Below are 17,146 nucleotides of genomic sequence, written 5' to 3'. Positions count from 1 at the left end.
TTCGGCAAAGAGCTCGATCGAGCGATGTTCAGCGTACCACCAGCACGGAGCAATGTGCATGCTGAACGATTTTTTGCGACACGCTTCCGACCAGCATACCCCTCAATCGCCCGAGTCCGCGGCTTCCGACGACGATCATGTCCGCCCCGATTTCCTCAGCGACCGCAAGAATTGTCTCAGCGTAGTCGCCGGCCTCGATGCGGGTCTCCACACTGCTGACGCCAATGCTTCGGGCAATATCGGCGGCGTCCTCGGCGATACGGTCACCCAAGACCGAAGCCATTTCTCCAATGTCGCCTTGGGAGGCACGAAACAACTCGTCCATCGAGCTGGGAGCACGCTCCAACTTTGGCATAGTCACGGCCGATATGCGACGGACGAGGTGTGCCGGCTCGGCGAGGCGGCTCGCCTCCTCAGCCCTAAGCCCATGCAGGGTGACGTGAAGGACCGTGAGTTTTGCTCCGAGAGCTTTGGCCATGTTCGCCGCCATCGCCACAGCTTCTCGTGCTTTGTCGGATCCATCGGTTGCGACCAGAACGCACTTGGTCATGACACTTCCTCCCTTTGAACGAACTCTCGGGCATGTCTTGGCGGAAGGCATTGACGCTCGTCAAAGAGCCTCTTGCAAACCAGATCCTGTGAGCCACGCCCACGTTTGACGCGGGTCAAGGTACCGTCCGCGCAAACGTGAGAAGGATCGTACCTAGGTACAAGCAAGTGGACGCGAGCCGATGGACACGAAACGGATATTGAGCGTCGGCTATGTCATCGCCGCGCTTCTGCTGATCGCCACCTTCGAGTTCTGGTGGAGCCATCGCGAAGTCGTGCAGCTCACCTATTCCGACGCGTTGCGCGCGGCGGCGGAGGGCAGGGTTGCCTCCGTCGTCGTGACGGAAACGATGATCGAGGGGGAGTTCAGGCAAGCGGAGGACGGGAAGAAATACTTCATTGCTCACCGCGTCGATCCATCGGTGGCCGAGGTCTTCGAGAAGGCCGGTGCAAAGGTATCGGGCGGGACCGACAGCAATTGGGGCATGACGCTGCTTTCCTGGATCTTCCCGTTGCTGGTCCTTTTTGGCCTCTGGTTCGTGCTCTTTCAGGGAGTCACCGAACGCGGTGGCCTCGTCAACATTGGAAAGTCAAAGGCCAAGGTCTATCTCGAGCGCCAGACGGGTGTGACGTTTGACGATGTGGCCGGCGTCGACGAGGCGAAGGCTGAGTTGCAGGAGGTGGTTGCCTTCCTGAAGGACCAGGCGAAATACAGCCGCCTCGGCGCGCATATTCCCAAAGGGATCCTCCTCGTCGGGCCACCCGGAACGGGCAAAACGCTGATGGCGCGCGCGGTTGCAGGCGAGGCCGGCGTGCCTTTCTTCTCGATTTCCGGCTCGGAATTCGTCGAGCTCTTCGTTGGCGTCGGCGCCGCCCGCGTGCGGGACCTTTTCGATCAGGCGCGACAGGCCGCTCCCTGCATTATCTTCATTGACGAGCTCGACGCGCTCGGCCGCGCCCGCAGTCCTTTCGCCGGCTATGGCGGCGGCGACGAGAAGGAGCAGACGCTCAATCAATTGCTGGCCGAACTTGACGGCTTCGACCCACGCGGCGGCATCGTCCTCCTGGCTGCCACCAATCGTCCGGAGATCCTTGATCCAGCCCTTTTGCGTGCAGGCCGCTTCGATCGCCAGGTTGTCATTGATCGCCCGGATCGAAACGGCAGGGCGGCAATCCTCAAGGTTCATATGGCGAATGTCGCGATCGCGCAGGGGGTGCATGTGGAGGAGATCGCAGACATGACGCCGGGTTTCACCGGCGCCGATCTCGCCAACCTGGTCAACGAAGCCGCGATCGTCGCGACGCGCCGTGGTGCCGAGCGGGTCACGATCGAGGACTTCAACAACGCGGTCGAGCGCATCGTAGCTGGTTCAGAACGCAAGAGCCGCCTGCTGAAACCCGACGAGCGCGAGCGTGTCGCCTATCACGAGATGGGCCACGCTTTGGTGGCCTCGAAACTCTCGAAGACCGATCCAGTGCAGAAGGTGTCGATCATTCCCCGCTCGATCGGGGCGCTTGGCTACACGTTGCAGCGCCCCACCGATGACCGCTTCCTCATCACGTCGAGTGAACTTAAGGAGCGCATTGCAGCACTGCTCGCCGGTCGAGCGGCTGAAGAGCTTGTTTATGGTGAAGTCTCGACCGGTGCGGCGGACGACCTTGCGAAGGCCACCGATGTGGCGCGGCAAAGCGTCGTGCGCTTCGGCATGAGCCCGCAGGTCGGCCAGGCTGTGCTCGAAGAGCAAAGGCTGCAATGGCTCGGCGATGGTCCAGTTGCGCCACGGCAGAAGGATTATTCGGAAACGACCGCGCGCGAAATCGATCTTGCGGTGCGCATGATGATCGACGATGCCTACCAAGGTGCCAAGGCGATACTGCAGGGGTGTGTGGGCGAGTTAAAGGCAGGAGCAAAACTGCTGCTCGAGCGCGAGACTATTACTCCGCAGGATTTTCCCCCGTTACTTCGGGAGGGCCGCAAGACGGCCGAGACGACCACGGACGGCGAGACCGATGTCCCAGTCGGGCGGCCGCATCGAAAACCGGCGCCCAGAATCCTTCATCGCCGTTGACCGACATCAATGCGGCGCGGCCGCCTTCATTGCACACAATGTTGAGGCGTCTGCCAGTGGAGTATCGCTGATCGAAGGGAACCTGCCACGCCAAAGGATGTGCATGCCATTAGGAGGGCCGGCCTGTCTCAGCAATCCCGAGGACGTGATTGCCTGGCGCGAAAGGCGACTTCCGAAGAACGGTAAGTGAAATCAAAAACACTGAAGCACTAGTTTGCCATCGCATTGCCCTCTTGAAAGGCCAGAGACCATGACATTTGGCACTGTGCAGTTAACAACCAACGGGTCCGAGGCAATCGCTATTGAGATCTCGCCGCACGACTTGCCGGGTTGCCTTCGCCTTCCTTCAGACCCGCGCGGCGTCGTCGTCTTTGCCCATGGCTGCGGCTCCAACCGCGAGAGCCCACGCAACGTCTATGTTGCGGAAGTATTACGAAAGCAGGGTTTCGCAACCGTCGTTTTCGATCTCCTCAGCGAGCAGGAGGCTGCAAATCGCGTCAATGTATTCGACATACCATTGTTGACCAAGAGGATGGTTGGCGCATGCAGGTGGGCATTGGCGGCCCGTTACACTCGGGGGCTGCCAGTCGGGCTTTTCGGCGCGAGCACCGGTGCCGCTGCGGCTCTACAAGCGGCGGCTGAGCTCGGCGACCAGGTGTCTGCATTGGTCTCTCGAGGCGGTCGCCCGGACCTCGCATCGGCCCTCGAAGAGGTGAGGACGCCGACGCTTCTGATCGTAGGGGGATCGGATCGTGACATTCTCGGGTTGAACCGGGCAGCCTTGGCGATGCTTTCCGGTCCCAAGAAGCTACAGATTGTACCGGACGCCACCCATCTGTTCTCGGAACCGGGAGCGCTCGACGCGGTAGCCGCCGCTGCAGCGGAGTGGTTCGGCCGTTATTGCGGTCAGCGCGAAAACGAACAGGAACGGAGGTAGGCACATGCGTTCCTCGAGCCGTGCAGAAGGAAAGGCAGTGGCGTAGGGCTCGACCATTATCGGGGTCAAGATGTGGTTGTACTTGCCGAATGAAGCGGCGACCTTCGGCGGGCTACCCGCAAATATTTTGACGCAAACGTCATCCTGGAGTCACGTAGCGGCGGCCAAGTCCTTCCGTCCAATTTGAGAGACGGAGAAACCCCCCGTGAGCCTTCAGCTGTCGCCGGACATCAGGCACGTGTTGCAGCAGTTCCGCGTGTTTCCGAGAAGCCGAGCCGTTCGTCGCTGTTCATGAGGCAGCCAGTCGAGCGCTTCGCCGCGGGTGCCGCCGTCTTCTGGGAAGGGGAGCCGGCGAAGCATACCTTCGAGGTCATTGAAGGCACCTTGCGGGCTCTGCGGATTCTGGGTGATGGTCGCCGCGTCATCATGGGCTTCCTGCGGCCCGGGGATTTGCTCGGCGTCCCGCTGAAGGATGATTATCTCTATACGGTCCAAGCGGTAACTCCCGCCGAACTGCGGCGCGTTCCGCGGCGCCGCCTCGAAAACGAAAGCGCGCGAGCGCCATATCTAAGGGAGCAACTTTTCTCCCGCCTTTGCGACGAGATGGCGGCGGCGCAGGATCAAATGGTTTTCCTTTCCCGCCGGAGTGCCGATGAAAAGGTGGCCGGTTTCCTGCTCATGATGGCACGTGGCTAATTGGAGAACCGGCGTCGTGTCATCGACCTGCCGATGACACGGCTCGATGTCGCCGACTTTCTGGGCATGACGATCGAAACAGTCTCGCGGACGATCACCAAGCGTACAGGCAGCGGAGTCATAGCGACGCTCGGGCGTCACGCCATCGCCCTGCTGAGGATGGACGCGCTGCTCGCTCTTGCGAACGGGGAGGGCGATGACGGCGCGCTGCGCAGGGCAAGAAACGCCGGGGCATGAGGGTCAATCGAGCTCATGCGGAGATCGTCACATCGGGCGGTGGACCTTCGTCGCAAATACGTAGCCGACACCGCGGACGGACATTATCCGTCGCGGATCTCCCGGATCGTCTTCCACCTTCCGCCTGAGGCGCGTGACTTGCACGTCGATCGCACGGTCGAATGCCTCTCGCAAGCGGCCGCGTGTCTCATCCAGGAGAAAGTCGCGCGTCAGGACGCGACCCGCATGGGTGACGAAAACCATGAGTAGATCGAATTCGCCGGTGGTAAGTTCGACACCTCGCCCTGAGGCGGACGTCAGTTGACGCCGGTCGGCGTCGAGCGTCCAACCGTCGAATTGAAAGATACTGACTGTGGCCGTTTGCGCCGTCCCCAGGGGCATTGCCCGCTGCGATCGCCTCAATACGCTTCTGACGCGCGCGAGCAGTTCGCGCAGGTTGAACGGCTTCGACACGTAGTCATCGGCCCCCATCTCCAGACCGATTATACGATCGATGTCGTCGTCGCGTCCGGATACGATAATGGTCGGGATCTGAAAATTCGCGCCGATCTCACGTGCGAGGTCCAATCCGCTGCAGTCGGGAAGTCCGATGTCGAGCAGCACCAGGTCGATCGACGGAGATAGCACCCGGCGCAACTGTGAAGCACTATCAGCCAGGCTCACGCGAAAGCCTTCGCCTTCCAGATAATGTGACAGCATGGAGCGAATCCGCGGATCATCGTCGACCACGATCAGGTGCGGCATTGATCTGTAAACCATCTCTCCACTCAAAGACTTAGCCGTCTTTTTCGAGCTCGTTCCGGAACAGGCCGATACCACGAATATCGTGTCGCACTTTGTCCAGGGTCAAATAGGAGGGCGCATTTCCGGTGCACTTTGCGTGTCCGCCTTCCGGGGCGCCGCTTTCGGCCGCGAGTTGATATTTGGATGTACCGAAAAGAAGAGCGTCGATCTTGCGTTGGATCAATTTCGAAGAGCCGTCTTCGAGCTAGAGCAATGTCTTTCATGACTGTTACCAGCGTGGCGCCATCAGTGCGGTAAGGCCATCGATGAACAAATCTTCGACAACACCTGCTGCCGCAGATTGGGCCTCTCGGGTCACGCGCGCGGGTTCATCGTTGGGGCGACGCGAGCGGCCCGCTTCGACTTTCTTCCTGGTCTTTGCCGCGGCCCTCGTACTACCGGTGCTACTCTTTGCTTCGTTCCTGGCCTGGACGCATGTTGAGGCCGAGCAGGCGCGCGCGGTCGAGTGGGCGCAATCGCTGGCACGTGAGCTGTCGGTCTCGATCGATGGCGAATTGGCGGGATCTAGGCTCGTACTGGAAGCGCTTGCGACCTCCGACGAACTGCAACGGGGAGATCTCGAAGCGTTTCACGCCACTGCCTCAAAGATAGCGCGTGCGCTCGCCGTCACCATCGTCGTTCGCGCTCCCGGCGAACCGCGGCAACTCCTCAACACGTCGGCGCCATGGGGAACGGCATTGCCGGTCGCAAATCCCGAGATGTTGGGCTTCGAGCGGCAGGCTTTTCTTGAGAAGAAGCCCGTCGTGACAAGCGCCTTCGTGGGGCCCATGCAAAAGCGTCTGATGGTCGGCGTGATCGTTCCGGTGCTGCGTGATGGCGAAGTCGTCTACTTTCTTTCGTTCCGCATACCCGTTGAGAGGCTGCAGCCGGTCCTGAGCCAGGCGAACCTTGACGAAGGCTGGCTTGCGGCGGTCACCGATTCTACAGGCACGATCGTTGCGCGCTCGGCCGATCCAGGTGCTTTTGTCGGCCGGAAGGCGCCGGCCGAGTGGATGTCGCGGGCGTCCGATATGGAGGGGCTCTGGCGCGGGAAAAACCTCGTGAACGTGGATGTCGTTGCTGCCTATGCCCGCTCACTCGAGACGAATTGGTTGACCACGGTCAGCGTCTCAATGTCGATCCTCAACGCGCCGATCTGGCAGGCGCTTGCCTCCGTCCTGACGATCGGATTTCTGCTCCTGCTCGTATCGATCGTTTTCGCCTATTGGTCCGGCTCTCGTCTGGCCAGTGCCATTGGCGCGCTTCAGAGCGCCGGGCTCGAACTGGAGCGGAATGAACGCGTATCCGCCGTCGCGACTCCTGTGCGCGAGATCAACGCGGTCGGGCGCGTCATTGCTTCAGCCGCGACCGAGGCGCAGCGGCGCGAGGCCCACCTCCGCTCGATCTTGGCAACCGTGCCAAGCGCGATGGTCGTCGCCGACAGCCGCGGCAGAATACAATCGTTCAGCGCCACCGCCGAGAAGCTCTTCGGCTTCAAGGCGGGCGAGGCATGCGGCGAGAACGTCAGCATGCTGATGCCGGAACCGGACAAGAGCGCGCATGACGGATACATTGAGCGCTACCTCAAGACTGGTGAGCGCCACATCATCGGCAAGGGCCGCGTCGTCCTCGGCCGGCGCAAGGATGGCAGCAAGTTCCCGGTCGAGCTTTACGTAGGGGAGGCGGAGGCTGATGGGGAGCGACTCTTTACCGCCTTTTTGCAGGACCAAACGGAAAAGCAACGCGTCGAGCAGGAATTGCGCCAGACGCAGAAGATGGAAGCGATCGGCAAGCTCACGGGTGGAGTCGCCCACGATTTTAATAACCTGCTGACGGTGATCAAGGGTAACCTCGAAATGCTTGAAGCTAAGGCTGGCGACAAATACCGCGCCTACGTCGGTGAGGCTCAGGAGGCGGCCGACCTTGCCGCACAGTTGACCTCCAGCTTGCTCGCCTTCGGACGACGCATGCCACTCAACCCGCAGCTTTCCGACGTCGGCGAGTTGGTCGCCGCCACAGGTGACCTGTTGCGCCGTACACTTGGGGAGACGATTGTGGTCCGCACCGGTATCAGAAGCGGGTGCCTCGCAGTGGTCGACGAAGGCCAGTTGAAGAACGCGATCCTGAACCTTGCGATCAACGCACGGGACGCGATGCCGAAGGGCGGAACTTTGGCGCTTGAGGTGAGCAGGGCGGAGCTCGACCGAGACTACGCCCTCGATCATCCGGAGGTTCGCCCGGGACAGTATGTCCTGATAGCCGTCAGCGACACGGGGACCGGGATGAGCGCCAAAGTCAGGGAGCGAGCCTTCGAACCCTTCTTCACCACAAAACCGCAAGGAGCTGGCACAGGTCTGGGGCTGAGTTCGGTGTATGGCTTCGTGAAGCAATCGGGCGGGCACGTCGCGCTTTACAGCGAGGAGGGCCAGGGGACGACTGTGCGGATCTACCTTCCGCTGGCCCTCGAGAAAGGTGCCGAAACGTCGGAAACTGCGGCACCCCTAAGCCTGCCGGAGGGCACCGGCGAATTGGTGCTCGTTGCCGAGGACGATGAGCGAGTGCGGCGCGTGACGATCGCCCGGCTCGAGTCGCTCGGCTATCGTGTCCTTCAGGCAAGCAACGGACCGGAAGCGCTGTCGATCCTCGACCGAATGCCAGGCGTCGGGCTTCTCTTCACCGACGTAGTGATGCCGGGCGGCATGACCGGTGCGGAACTGGCTGCCGCAGCGCGCCAGCGCTATCCCGAGCTTCCTGTCCTCTTCACATCCGGTTATGCCGGGCCTGAGATTACGGGACAGGCGAATAGCCGGGTAGCGGCATGGTTGAGGAAGCCTTACACGGTTTCAGACTTAGCCTGGGCGCTTCAACGCACTCTCAGCGAGAGGACCGCGGTCAGCTAATATCCCCGTTGGCCGTAGGGCTTTCGCCAATGTTCACAGGCAGCGTGTAACCGAGAAAGGGCCAAGGCCGGACCTGCTGTCACGACCCGATCTAAGACAACCATACGGGCACGGCATTTGAGCGGCCATTTTGCCACCCTCCGCAGGGCGACCTCGCCCCAGTTGATCTCCACGGTAAGGACGACGCCGACATAGGCGAAAAGCACCAAAGTCAGCCACGTCAGAACCCGACGTATCGGTGACAGGCACCAGCACGGATCAGGGAAAGCCCGGCGAACAACAGACGATGTGATGTTCAACCATTTGACGGTACAAGTTGGCAATGGCTAGTTTTACAACGTTCGCTGCCGTTGACGCGAAGGGATCTCGGTCGATCTGTCGATCGGGGCGATGAGAGCTAAAGAGGAGATCACAGTGCGAGTGACGATCATCGCAGTGATTGCCAGCACATTTGCGACGGTTTCGACGGCACAGGCACAGGACATTCGTCAGGGACGCCAACTCGCGCTTGACGTGTGCGCTGCCTGCCACGCCGTCCTCGCCGGTCAAGCTCAGTCCCCCAGTTCGGAAGCGCCAAGCTTCGAGGCGGTCGCTGCGACGCCAGGAATGACCGAAGCGGCGCTTACAGTCTGGCTCACGGCCCAGGATCATCCAACCATGCCGAACATAGTACTTTCGCAGACGGATGTTCAGGACGTGTCGGCCTATATCCTAAGCCTGGGGGAATAATCCGAACATCGCGGGGAGGCTCACACCGTGCATGCCCCCCTCGGCATGCTCCCTCGGATGGCCTCGCACCATGGCAATCGGCAAAACGCCAAGGTAGATACCCAGATCATCGGCGACCCGGTAATTCTCGTCTTCGGTCGTGGCCGAGGCGGGAGATGTCAGGATCACCACCAGGCATACGATGGCGAGCAGCGTCAGCGGGTGACCCCGCGATACCGACCAACGCTCCTGTAGCGGCTCCTGTCGCTTGAAACCTATGTTCCGCTGAACTTGACATCCGAATGATCCGGCTTTGCATACGCCAATCCCCGCAGCAGCTCTTGGGGAACCAAGCCGGGCGGTCCTGCATCACCTCGGGCCGGCGGCATCCTGTTTCGAGGGGCGTGCGAGATTGCTGAAGCGCGGAATGAAGGCCGGCACGTCGTGCATGTATTTTTCGTATGTTAGGCCGAACTCCGCGATGGCTTCGCGTTCCTCGATGCGGGCCAGCCGCACGTACATGAAGACTAGGATCGGGAACATCGTCAGCGTCAGCACGGTCGGCCACTGCAAGAGAAAGCCGAACATGACCAGGACGAAACCGACATATTGCGGATGGCGGACGTAGGCATAGGCCCCGGTCGTCGCTATGGCTCTTTGCGTCTGGGCCTCGTAAAGCACCTTCCAGCCCGCGGAGATCAGCCAGAAACCACCGCCGATGAAGACGAAGCTCAGGAGATGGAACGGTCCGAAATGTGGATTGGTCCTCCAGCCGAAAAGCTCCTCAAGAAGATGCCCTGCATCATGGGAAAACCACTCAATGCCGGGATAACGGCTCTGCAACCAGCCGGAAAGGAGATAGATCGTCAACGGAAATCCGTACATTTCGGTAAACAGCGCAACGAGGAAGGCGCTGAAGGCCCCGAACGACCGCCAGTCGCGCTGCGTCTGCGGGCGGAAAAATGAAAAGGCGAAGAGGACGAAAATCGCCGAGTTGACGATCACCAACGACCATAGGCAATACGCGGGAGCATTGTCGTGCATCGCAGCCTCCTTACTTGCCCTGCTTCGTGCGGCTTGTCGGAGCGACCAGGTCGTTGGTTGGATCCAATGTCAACGTCTCCTTGTTGAGCATGATACCAAAATCGTAGCGGGCGCCCTTGATGCCGATCAAGAAAACGTCGGCAGCGTCGAGGATCATCACTGCAACGCCAGCCAGCCGCCATGAAAGCCGGCCAGGCGCAGGCCTGCGGCAACGTAGGGGCAGCGGCGCATCAAGTCCCACAACAGGCCGCTCTCATGGTTCTCGAGCATCAGCACGATCGGGCCCTGGTTCAGACCGAAATGCCATGGCGACACCCACCAGCCATAGGGGTTTCCGTACTCGCCGGGGTGGGTGGGATTGAAGGCCGCCTTGAAGCCATATCGGTTGAACATCTTCAGCCTGGCCTGATGGATGCAGTAGTCGAGGGCCTGCAGCACGATTTCAGGGGCGAACGGAAGCGAGGCGGCGACGGCCCACGGTGCGAGCGTTCCGTCGTCCGGTCCGTAGGGTACGCCGCGGCCGATGTAGTCGTCGAACTTCCGCTCAATGCCCTTCAGCTTGAGCATCGCCGGACCGGGTCCTTCGCTTGCGGTGATGCCCCAACAGCATTCGCGATATCCTTCAAACTTCCGGGGGTTGTCGATCGCGTAGGCGCGCTGAACATGGGTTGCACGGCGGCTATTCTCGAAATAGTCGATGCCCTTGGCGCGCATGTAGTCGTCCTGGATACCGCGGAAGTCGATCCAGACGTGGGATAGCTGGTGCGTGAACAGCGGGCCCGCATAGAGATATTCATAGCCGTAGCAGCTCTCCCACCGATAGGTGGAGGTCCAGGCGGCGTAGCTCGTTTCAGGGAGCGGATGCGACGGCGAGGCGAGCCCGAGGACGTAGAGCAACAGCGCCTCGTTGTAGCCTTCCCAGCGATACTTGAGGAAGCCGCTCTCGGGTTTCCAGCCGTGAGATACCGTCGTGCCGCCATCGAGCGCCCACTGCCAATCGGCCCGGCGGTAAAGGGCATCCGTGATCTCGCATATCTCCCGTTCGCGAGCCTCGGCCGCGTCGAAATAGGCCGCGGCCGCGAAGGTCCCGGCAAAGAGGAAGGTGCTATCGATCGTTGACAACTCGCATTGCCATGCGCGTCTGCCGGTCACCATATCGAGAAAATGATAGTAGAAACCTTTGTACCCCGTGGCATCTGGCTCCAGACCCTGAGGACTGGCCAAGAAGAAGCGGAGCGTGGCCAGGGTTCGCGTCACGGCCGCTTCACGGCTCATTAGGCCGCGCTCCACGGCGACGGGGTAGCAGGCGAGCGCAAGACCCGTCGCCGCGATGCTGGCCGGCCAATTCGGTGCCGTCTTGTCACGGATCAGGCCATTTGCGGGGTTCACTTCGTTGAGAAAGTAGTCGAACGTCTCTCGCTGAAGCTGCCGAAGCTCTTGGGTCGTCCCTTCCTCCTTCACGGATGCCCCTCCTGGAGAGCCAGCGCGCAAGCAGTTTCAGTCGGCTGCCGGACGTTCAGGACCGTTCTTGTCTTCGGGCTGCGGCAGCGGCTGCAGACCGCCGCAGAGATGGGCAGAGCATCTCTTTCAGGCTCTGCCGATTGCGTGAACATGACATTGATGCGCGTCAATTTTCGTTGGACTTCGCGCGCGCCTTGTCCGGCAGAGGGAGCGCCGGAAGCTCCGAGCGATCCGAAAGGCATTTCGACCGTGCGAAAAGGTGATCAGCCCGCCAGGGTCAGAAAATCGCGGATTGAGACATTCGTCTCAAACGTACGGGCGGGGAATTCGATTTGAGAATGGGTGATCCGAAGTGTAGCGCGAGAGCGAGGACGCGGGCGCACTCGCGCTCTTTGAACGCGCGTGAACCAGGCAATGTAACTCACAGATTACCTCAAGCTCGGGCTTAACCACCGACGGAGCGCGTCAGCCTCGTGTCTTCGCCACCCCAAGGATACAGACGCGGAACGAAGTAATTCAACAGCGAAGCCACTACGACAGCGATCGCTACGCCGATCACAAATTGCGTCCAGTCATCGGGACGCAATGCACCAAGAGAGACGATCACCAAGAGGATCGGGATGTCCAGAAAGTGCGTGAAAGATGCTAGTTGTTCTGCGCGAGCGTCGGCCAGATCCGGTGTGACTCGATCCTCCATCAGCGCTGCTCGTGCCAAGCGCCGTAGGCGCATGAAATAAAGGCGAGTGATCGTATTTCCCTCAACGAACTCAATGGCAAACAGGACCACCATGCCGACGAGCCATGGGACGCTCACGAACTCCCAGCCACCATAATAGGAGATGATGAGCCAAGTCCCGCTCGCGAGCAGCAGCAAAGCACCGGGTACGACGAGACCGTCGTAGAATACCGCGATGAAGGTGACCGCCTGTGCGAAAAGCTTCACGTCGTGGACTTGTCGGGAACGCATGTCCGTCACGAACACGCCAATGAGACCGGCCGAGATCAGCATAAGCCCGACCAAATGTGCAAAGCGTAAGAGCAGGTACTGGTCCATGGCATACCGCCGTTCCGGGGCTGTCCAGACTTGGTTTCGGTAGCAACAAAGATGGTGACTATGGGCAAAATAACCAACTCGCTCTAGGAATTGCGACATCAAAATGACGGAGCGTGCGGCTCCCAGACCGCACGAAAGCCTCCGTTCGAACGGAGTGGGCAGGAGCTGTTTAGCAAGTCCTCTTTGCTCGCCACCAACGGGCATGAAATGTCGACTATTGTTCGAGGGATGAACAACGGTGTTCGCCATGACGATGCGGGCCCCGTTTCCTTCAGAGCGACGAAACCCCCGTTAAAAAAAAGTGCACGAATCGCTGCCGCACATCGGGAGCGCAAGACCGCTGACTGAAACTGGAACGCGGCTTCGATCATCGTCCGGGCCGAGGAGAGGATATCATCCAAGCAAACGGCATCCGCGCCGTTCTCTTGAAGAAGGCGCTTTCCGTGAGCAGGATTTCGCAAGCCTTCATGCTCAAGTGGTTACAAATATGGATAAATCGGACGGAGAGACGAACATGGACGCGGGAACCGGGCAAGGCCTCCAACTCCATACGCGGGGTGCCTTTCCGCCCTGACGAGGTCCCGGTTGAAGACGACGCGGGGTCGCCATCTTCGAGCAGGCAGCACGAAGCCGGTGACAGTGCCAACGCCCGCGTCCGCAGTGAACGTTGGTCGAAGCCGAGCTTGATCCGCATCAAAGTGGATTTTCGCGCCAACGGGTATTTTATAGAAGGGTTCTTTGGTTGTTTCTCCGAGGCGACTGCCCGGACCATTAGAAACTGGGAGAGATGAAAATGGCGACTCTGCGAACAATGCTGCTGGCGGGTGCAGTGCTCTTGGGCTTGACGCCGGCCTCTGCCGAAGACGCGCATCATCCCGAGGCCCCGGCCGGGCAGGCGAGCGAGGGAGCCGGGCAACAGCAGGTTCCCGCCGCGAACCCGAGTGCCACGATGCAGAGCGGCATGATGTCCGGCGACATGATGGGCAGCATGATGCGGATGATGGGCGGACAAGACCCCATGGGCATGATGGCCGGCCAGGCACCAATGGGGCAGACCGCCATGGGAGCAATGGCCCAGATGATGGCCCCCGAACACATCGAGGGGCGCCTCGCGTTCCTGAAGACGGAGCTCAAGATAACCCCGGAGCAGGAGCCGTTGTGGAACGCCTTCGCCGAAACTCTGCGTGCTAACGCCCGCGCCCCACAGGATGGTATGATGCAGATGCCGGGTGGCATGGGCGGACCGGGTGGGGCTGGCGGGACCCCGTTGCAGCGTCTGCAACTGAGAGAAAGCACCCTGGCCAGCCGACTCGAAAACATACGCAAACTGAAGGGCGCCCTCGTTCCTCTCTATCAAGCCCTCGATGGAACGCAAAAACAGATGGCTGACAGGCTGCTTGTGCCCCCGATGATGGGGATGATGTAACCGAAGCAGACCGGGAGCTCATTCAGGTGAGCAGCGAAGTGCAACCAAATCGCACCGCCGTTGATGTCGATCAATGCCCAACGCACGTCAGCGACTTAGATTTGATTTCAATTCCTGCAGGAAGATCTCCAGCTTGCTACGGGTGACCGTTCAGAGGCCCTCGACGAGGCTCGCCAGCATCGACCGCACCTGCCTGGCCGTCTCCAAAAGCGTTGGATTGCCGATCCCCTGCATTGAGGCAACAGGGTCGATGGCGGCGACTTCGATCTTGTCGCCACCAGCGTCCTGTATGATGACGTTGCACGGCAGCATCGTCCCGACCTTGTCCTCGATGTTGAGCGCCTCGTACGCCAGGCGCGGATTGCAAGCACCGAGTATTCGGTAAGGACGGAAGTCCACGTCGATCTTCTTCTTGAGCGTCTCTTTGACGTCGATTTCGGTGATGATGCCAAAGCCGGCTGCTTTCAACGCATCCGTCGTGCGCTGCACCGCCTCGTCAAAGCCGCATGACAACGTTTTTGCGAAATAGTAGCTCATGGGACTTCCTCTCGTCGATTGTCGTTGAGGCATTTCAGCCTGCTTCGAAATGATCTCCTCGGTGCGCATAAGATCAAGCCGCAGTGATCTGGCCCACGGCCCTATAGATCATGTAGCCGGCGACTACGAAGATCAGTGACGCGAACAGGCTGTTGAGCACGCCTTTCCTGCCCGAAAGATGTGCCGCGACGAATGCGCCGAGCGCTCCGCCTGCGACACCCCCGAGAATGAAGACGGCTGCCAACGCCCAATCGACATAGCCGGAAAGAGCGTAGTTGATGGTCGTCGTCAGCCCGAGCGCGGTGACGGCGACGAGCGACGAGCCGATGGCGTTGATGATTGGCATGCCGGTCGCGGCAATCAGCCCAGGGACGATGAGGAACCCGCCGCCAATACCGAAGAACCCCGACAGGATACCGGTCATGCCGCCGAAGCCCAGGACCTTCGATGCGTTCTCGGGACTGCATTGTGCCCCTGGATTGCCTTCGGCATTTCGTCGCTTGAACATCAGAGCGCCGATGACCAGCATCAGCAGCGCGAACAGTATCAGCAGGTGCTGACCGTTGACCAATTTGCCAAACGTTGAGCCGAGGAACGCGCCCACAACGCCGGCGGCACTGTAGACCGCGGCACAACGCCATTTGACGTTGCCGAGGCGAGCATGGCTGAGAAGGTTCGTGAAGGCATTGACGGCGACGGCGAGCGCGCTCGTGCCGATCGCCAGATGCGCGCTCGGCGCGCCGACGAAATAGACCATCAGCGGGACGGCGAGTATCGAACCACCGCCGCCGAAGAGCCCGAGGGTGAAGCCGACCAGGACGCCGGACATGCCCCCGAGCAGATATTGTAGCGCGTCGAGATACATGAATGTTCCGTGGTCGTCCTAGGCGGCCTCGCCCTTGAGTTCCGGCGACGCCAGCCACTCGCGGCCCTTAAGCATCGCGTGCCAATAGATCGGCGGCAGCGCTTCGGCCTTCAGGTACCAGGCGAGCGTTGATGGCTTGGTGCCGTCGATGAGCCAGGTCGGAAACGTCGGCAGGAGCTTGCCGCCGTAGCCGAACTCGGCCAGCACGATCTTGCCGCGCTCGACCGTAAGCGGGCAAGACCCATAACCATCATAGGCGGCTGTCATCTTTCGCCCGTCCATGACGGCGAGAAGATTCTCGGCGACGATCGGTGCCTGCTTGCGGGCCGCGGCCGCGGGGCGGACGCCGGACGGAATGACCGATCGCATCGGGCGAACGGTATCACCCGGCTTGAAGATGCCGCCCCCGACCATGGTCCAGCCTGGTTGATAGGCATGTCGATCCGACGGATCGATGATGATGATGTTGAGACAGGTCGCCGCTTCAGGAGGCTCGCAGCCGTCGCGATGCCGGCGGCGCCTCCACCGACCACGAGTACGTCACACGCGGCGGAGACACTTTTTGTGGGTTGCCTTTTGTGAAGCCCTTCCAGGCGTGAGCGAAGCTCGTTCAGATCGTAGCCGGCTTCCCCCGCGGTCGCCATTACATGCTCGACACTGGCCGTCTCGGCCATCGACAGAGCCCAGAGCGTCGCCGAGCGCGTGCCCGATCGACAGTAGGCAAGAATTGGTTTCGGTAGATCTATTAGGGCTGCGCGGAAGAGGGCTATGTCGTTGTCTGTGATGTTGGATCCGACGACCGGAATGTGACGGAAGTCGAGACCCGCGCCCATCGCGGCCTGGCAGATGTCAGCGGTGGCGGGTTGGGCGGCGTCCTCGCCATCCGGCCGGTTGCAGATGATGGATTTGAACCCAAGCGCCGACAGCTCGTGCGCATTCTCGAGTTTGATCTGCGGCGACACGCTGATCGCGTCGTCCATCCTGCGGATGTCCATCCGTTCTCCTCCTCAGCTGAAGCGGTAGTTTGGAACGTGCCGGCCGAGCGAAAAACGATACGCCGACATTCCGACCAGCATGGCCGCGACGAACAGGACGGCCTCCCACCGCCCCGTCGACAAAGCGGCTATGGCGGGGCCGGGGCAGAACCCCACAAGGCCCCAGCCGAGCCCGAACAGAGCCGCGCCCGTCACCAGTTTCCAATCGATCTGTGCATTCGCCGGCACATAGAAGCGGCTATCGAGCAGGGGCGCTGAGCGGCTGCGGCGGACGATGTAAGCCACGGCAGAGGGAACCAGCGCGCCACCCATGACAAAGGCCAACGACGGGTCCCAATTGCCGGCGACATCGAGGAAAGCCAGCACGCGTGCCGGATTGATCATGTCCGAGATCACCAGGCCCGTCCCGAAGATGAGGCCGCAGATGATCGATGCTGCGATGCGGGAGCTCATGACAGGACTCCAAGAAGATGGCGCGTGACGAAGACGGTTACACCCGCGACGGCCATGAAGGTTACCGTCGCTGCGACCGAACGCGGCGAAAGACGCGCTAGGCCGCAAACACCGTGCCCGCTCGTGCAACCGGAGCCGAGCCGCGTGCCGTAGCCGACAATTAGTCCTGCAGCGATGAGTAGCCCAGGCGAGGAGGTGATGGTGATGTCGGGTTGGCGAATGAGTGCGGCCGCCAGCCACGCCCCAGCGATAATGCCACCGAGAAAACCCAATCCCAACTTGCTGACGCCGTCGTGGGTCAATCCGGCCGCAGCAGCTGCAAGGCCGGAAATCCCGGCTATCCGTCCATTCAGCAGAAGATAAAGGCCCGCCGACAGGCCGATCAGGAGGCCGCCGGCCAGAGGCCAGAGATAGTTGATCTCAGTCATCGCG

16 protein-coding genes and 2 pseudogenes are annotated in these 17,146 nt (G+C 60.8%); 6 read left to right on the top strand and 12 right to left on the bottom strand.

Features of this window, described 5'->3' with window-relative positions; genetic code table 11:
- Positions 1 to 28: 28 nt before the first annotated feature.
- On the bottom strand, positions 29 to 550 hold the full coding sequence (locus QN219_RS14255) for a universal stress protein (RefSeq protein ID WP_284000370.1): 522 nt from the start codon (positions 548 to 550) through the stop codon (positions 29 to 31).
- Between the two features lie 181 nt (positions 551 to 731).
- Between QN219_RS14255 and ftsH the strand changes: the two genes are divergently transcribed.
- The 3 genes and pseudogenes from ftsH (at position 732) to QN219_RS34165 (ending at position 4,488) form a co-directional block, all read left to right on the top strand.
- Complete coding sequence (gene ftsH, locus QN219_RS14250) at positions 732 to 2,618, top strand: ATP-dependent zinc metalloprotease FtsH (protein WP_284000369.1); 1,887 nt, start codon at positions 732 to 734, stop codon at positions 2,616 to 2,618.
- Between the two features lie 250 nt (positions 2,619 to 2,868).
- On the top strand, positions 2,869 to 3,555 hold the full coding sequence (locus QN219_RS14245; protein ID WP_284000368.1) for a dienelactone hydrolase family protein: 687 nt from the start codon (positions 2,869 to 2,871) through the stop codon (positions 3,553 to 3,555).
- A gap of 183 nt (positions 3,556 to 3,738) precedes the next feature.
- A pseudogene (locus QN219_RS34165) lies at positions 3,739 to 4,488 on the top strand (Crp/Fnr family transcriptional regulator).
- Between the two features lie 27 nt (positions 4,489 to 4,515).
- Here QN219_RS34165 and QN219_RS14230 read toward each other — a convergent pair.
- Entirely contained in the window at positions 4,516 to 5,247 is a 732-nt protein-coding gene (locus QN219_RS14230; RefSeq protein WP_284000365.1) for a response regulator transcription factor, read from the bottom strand.
- Between the two features lie 290 nt (positions 5,248 to 5,537).
- Here QN219_RS14230 and QN219_RS33975 point away from each other — a divergent pair, with 290 nt between their 5' ends.
- Together QN219_RS33975 and QN219_RS14220 are read left to right on the top strand one after the other, a co-directional pair.
- Positions 5,538 to 8,171, top strand: coding sequence for a PAS domain S-box protein (locus QN219_RS33975; protein WP_309486587.1), 2,634 nt, complete (start codon positions 5,538 to 5,540; stop codon positions 8,169 to 8,171).
- Positions 8,172 to 8,591: 420 nt separating this feature from the next.
- Positions 8,592 to 8,900, top strand: coding sequence for a c-type cytochrome (locus QN219_RS14220; protein WP_284000364.1), 309 nt, complete (start codon positions 8,592 to 8,594; stop codon positions 8,898 to 8,900).
- Positions 8,901 to 9,248: 348 nt separating this feature from the next.
- Here the strand turns inward: QN219_RS14220 and QN219_RS14215 are convergent, their stop codons facing one another.
- The 4 genes from QN219_RS14215 to QN219_RS14200 all read right to left on the bottom strand — a co-directional run bounded on the left by QN219_RS14215 (position 9,249) and on the right by QN219_RS14200 (position 12,438).
- Positions 9,249 to 9,923, bottom strand: a complete 675-nt coding sequence (locus QN219_RS14215; RefSeq protein WP_284000363.1) for an isoprenylcysteine carboxylmethyltransferase family protein — start codon at positions 9,921 to 9,923, stop codon at positions 9,249 to 9,251.
- A 10-nt stretch (positions 9,924 to 9,933) separates the two neighbouring features.
- Positions 9,934 to 10,080 (bottom strand): hypothetical protein, encoded by a 147-nt coding sequence (locus QN219_RS14210; RefSeq protein ID WP_284000362.1) that lies wholly within the window; start codon positions 10,078 to 10,080, stop codon positions 9,934 to 9,936.
- The gene (locus QN219_RS14205) at positions 10,080 to 11,384 is read right to left on the bottom strand and encodes a glucoamylase family protein (RefSeq protein ID WP_284000361.1); all 1,305 of its coding nucleotides are present in this window, start codon (positions 11,382 to 11,384) and stop codon (positions 10,080 to 10,082) included. The genes QN219_RS14210 and QN219_RS14205 overlap by 1 nt, the downstream gene beginning before the upstream one ends.
- 445 nt (positions 11,385 to 11,829) lie before the next feature.
- Positions 11,830 to 12,438 carry a DUF2269 family protein gene (locus QN219_RS14200; RefSeq protein WP_284000360.1) on the bottom strand — a complete coding sequence of 203 codons (609 nt, stop codon included), beginning with the start codon at positions 12,436 to 12,438 and terminating at the stop codon, positions 11,830 to 11,832.
- Between the two features lie 793 nt (positions 12,439 to 13,231).
- Between QN219_RS14200 and QN219_RS14195 the strand changes: the two genes are divergently transcribed.
- Complete coding sequence (locus QN219_RS14195) at positions 13,232 to 13,864, top strand: Spy/CpxP family protein refolding chaperone (protein ID WP_284000359.1); 633 nt, start codon at positions 13,232 to 13,234, stop codon at positions 13,862 to 13,864.
- 150 nt (positions 13,865 to 14,014) lie between these two features.
- On the opposite strand, the gene QN219_RS14190 is transcribed toward QN219_RS14195, so the two are convergent.
- The 6 genes and pseudogenes from QN219_RS14190 to QN219_RS14170 all read right to left on the bottom strand — a co-directional run bounded on the left by QN219_RS14190 (position 14,015) and on the right by QN219_RS14170 (position 17,142).
- Positions 14,015 to 14,401, bottom strand: a complete 387-nt coding sequence (locus QN219_RS14190) for a DUF302 domain-containing protein (RefSeq protein ID WP_284000358.1) — start codon at positions 14,399 to 14,401, stop codon at positions 14,015 to 14,017.
- Between the two features lie 73 nt (positions 14,402 to 14,474).
- Positions 14,475 to 15,266 carry a sulfite exporter TauE/SafE family protein gene (locus tag QN219_RS14185; protein ID WP_284000357.1) on the bottom strand — a complete coding sequence of 264 codons (792 nt, stop codon included), beginning with the start codon at positions 15,264 to 15,266 and terminating at the stop codon, positions 14,475 to 14,477.
- Between the two features lie 18 nt (positions 15,267 to 15,284).
- Positions 15,285 to 15,608, bottom strand: a pseudogene (locus QN219_RS34160) (TIGR01244 family phosphatase); the annotation flags it as partial.
- Complete coding sequence (locus QN219_RS14180; RefSeq protein ID WP_405052141.1) at positions 15,530 to 16,246, bottom strand: TIGR01244 family sulfur transferase; 717 nt, start codon at positions 16,244 to 16,246, stop codon at positions 15,530 to 15,532. The pseudogene QN219_RS34160 and the gene QN219_RS14180, both read right to left, overlap by 79 nt.
- Before the next feature lie 27 nt (positions 16,247 to 16,273).
- On the bottom strand, positions 16,274 to 16,714 hold the full coding sequence (locus tag QN219_RS14175; protein ID WP_284000356.1) for a YeeE/YedE family protein: 441 nt from the start codon (positions 16,712 to 16,714) through the stop codon (positions 16,274 to 16,276).
- On the bottom strand, positions 16,711 to 17,142 hold the full coding sequence (locus QN219_RS14170) for a YeeE/YedE family protein (protein ID WP_284000581.1): 432 nt from the start codon (positions 17,140 to 17,142) through the stop codon (positions 16,711 to 16,713). Before QN219_RS14170 ends, QN219_RS14175 begins: the two co-directional genes overlap by 4 nt.
- Positions 17,143 to 17,146 lie beyond the last annotated feature (4 nt).

Source organism: Sinorhizobium sp. 8-89 (assembly GCF_030124325.1).
Lineage (GTDB): Bacteria > Pseudomonadota > Alphaproteobacteria > Rhizobiales > Rhizobiaceae > Sinorhizobium.
The sequence above is the reverse complement of the archived record's forward strand: the minus strand, read 5'-3'. Positions and strand labels throughout refer to the sequence as shown.

Coding starts and splice junctions, on each gene's coding strand:
- QN219_RS14255 (WP_284000370.1), bottom strand. CDS start 550: ATGACCAAGTGCGTTCTGGTCGCAACCGATGGATCCGACAAAGCACGA.
- ftsH (WP_284000369.1), top strand. CDS start 732: ATGGACACGAAACGGATATTGAGCGTCGGCTATGTCATCGCCGCGCTT.
- QN219_RS14245 (WP_284000368.1), top strand. CDS start 2,869: ATGACATTTGGCACTGTGCAGTTAACAACCAACGGGTCCGAGGCAATC.
- QN219_RS14230 (WP_284000365.1), bottom strand. CDS start 5,247: ATGGTTTACAGATCAATGCCGCACCTGATCGTGGTCGACGATGATCCG.
- QN219_RS33975 (WP_309486587.1), top strand. CDS start 5,538: ATGAACAAATCTTCGACAACACCTGCTGCCGCAGATTGGGCCTCTCGG.
- QN219_RS14215 (WP_284000363.1), bottom strand. CDS start 9,923: ATGCACGACAATGCTCCCGCGTATTGCCTATGGTCGTTGGTGATCGTC.
- QN219_RS14210 (WP_284000362.1), bottom strand. CDS start 10,080: ATGATCCTCGACGCTGCCGACGTTTTCTTGATCGGCATCAAGGGCGCC.
- QN219_RS14200 (WP_284000360.1), bottom strand. CDS start 12,438: ATGGACCAGTACCTGCTCTTACGCTTTGCACATTTGGTCGGGCTTATG.
- QN219_RS14195 (WP_284000359.1), top strand. CDS start 13,232: ATGGCGACTCTGCGAACAATGCTGCTGGCGGGTGCAGTGCTCTTGGGC.
- QN219_RS14190 (WP_284000358.1), bottom strand. CDS start 14,401: ATGAGCTACTATTTCGCAAAAACGTTGTCATGCGGCTTTGACGAGGCG.
- QN219_RS14185 (WP_284000357.1), bottom strand. CDS start 15,266: ATGTATCTCGACGCGCTACAATATCTGCTCGGGGGCATGTCCGGCGTC.
- QN219_RS14180 (WP_405052141.1), bottom strand. CDS start 16,246: ATGGACGACGCGATCAGCGTGTCGCCGCAGATCAAACTCGAGAATGCG.
- QN219_RS14175 (WP_284000356.1), bottom strand. CDS start 16,714: ATGAGCTCCCGCATCGCAGCATCGATCATCTGCGGCCTCATCTTCGGG.
- QN219_RS14170 (WP_284000581.1), bottom strand. CDS start 17,142: ATGACTGAGATCAACTATCTCTGGCCTCTGGCCGGCGGCCTCCTGATC.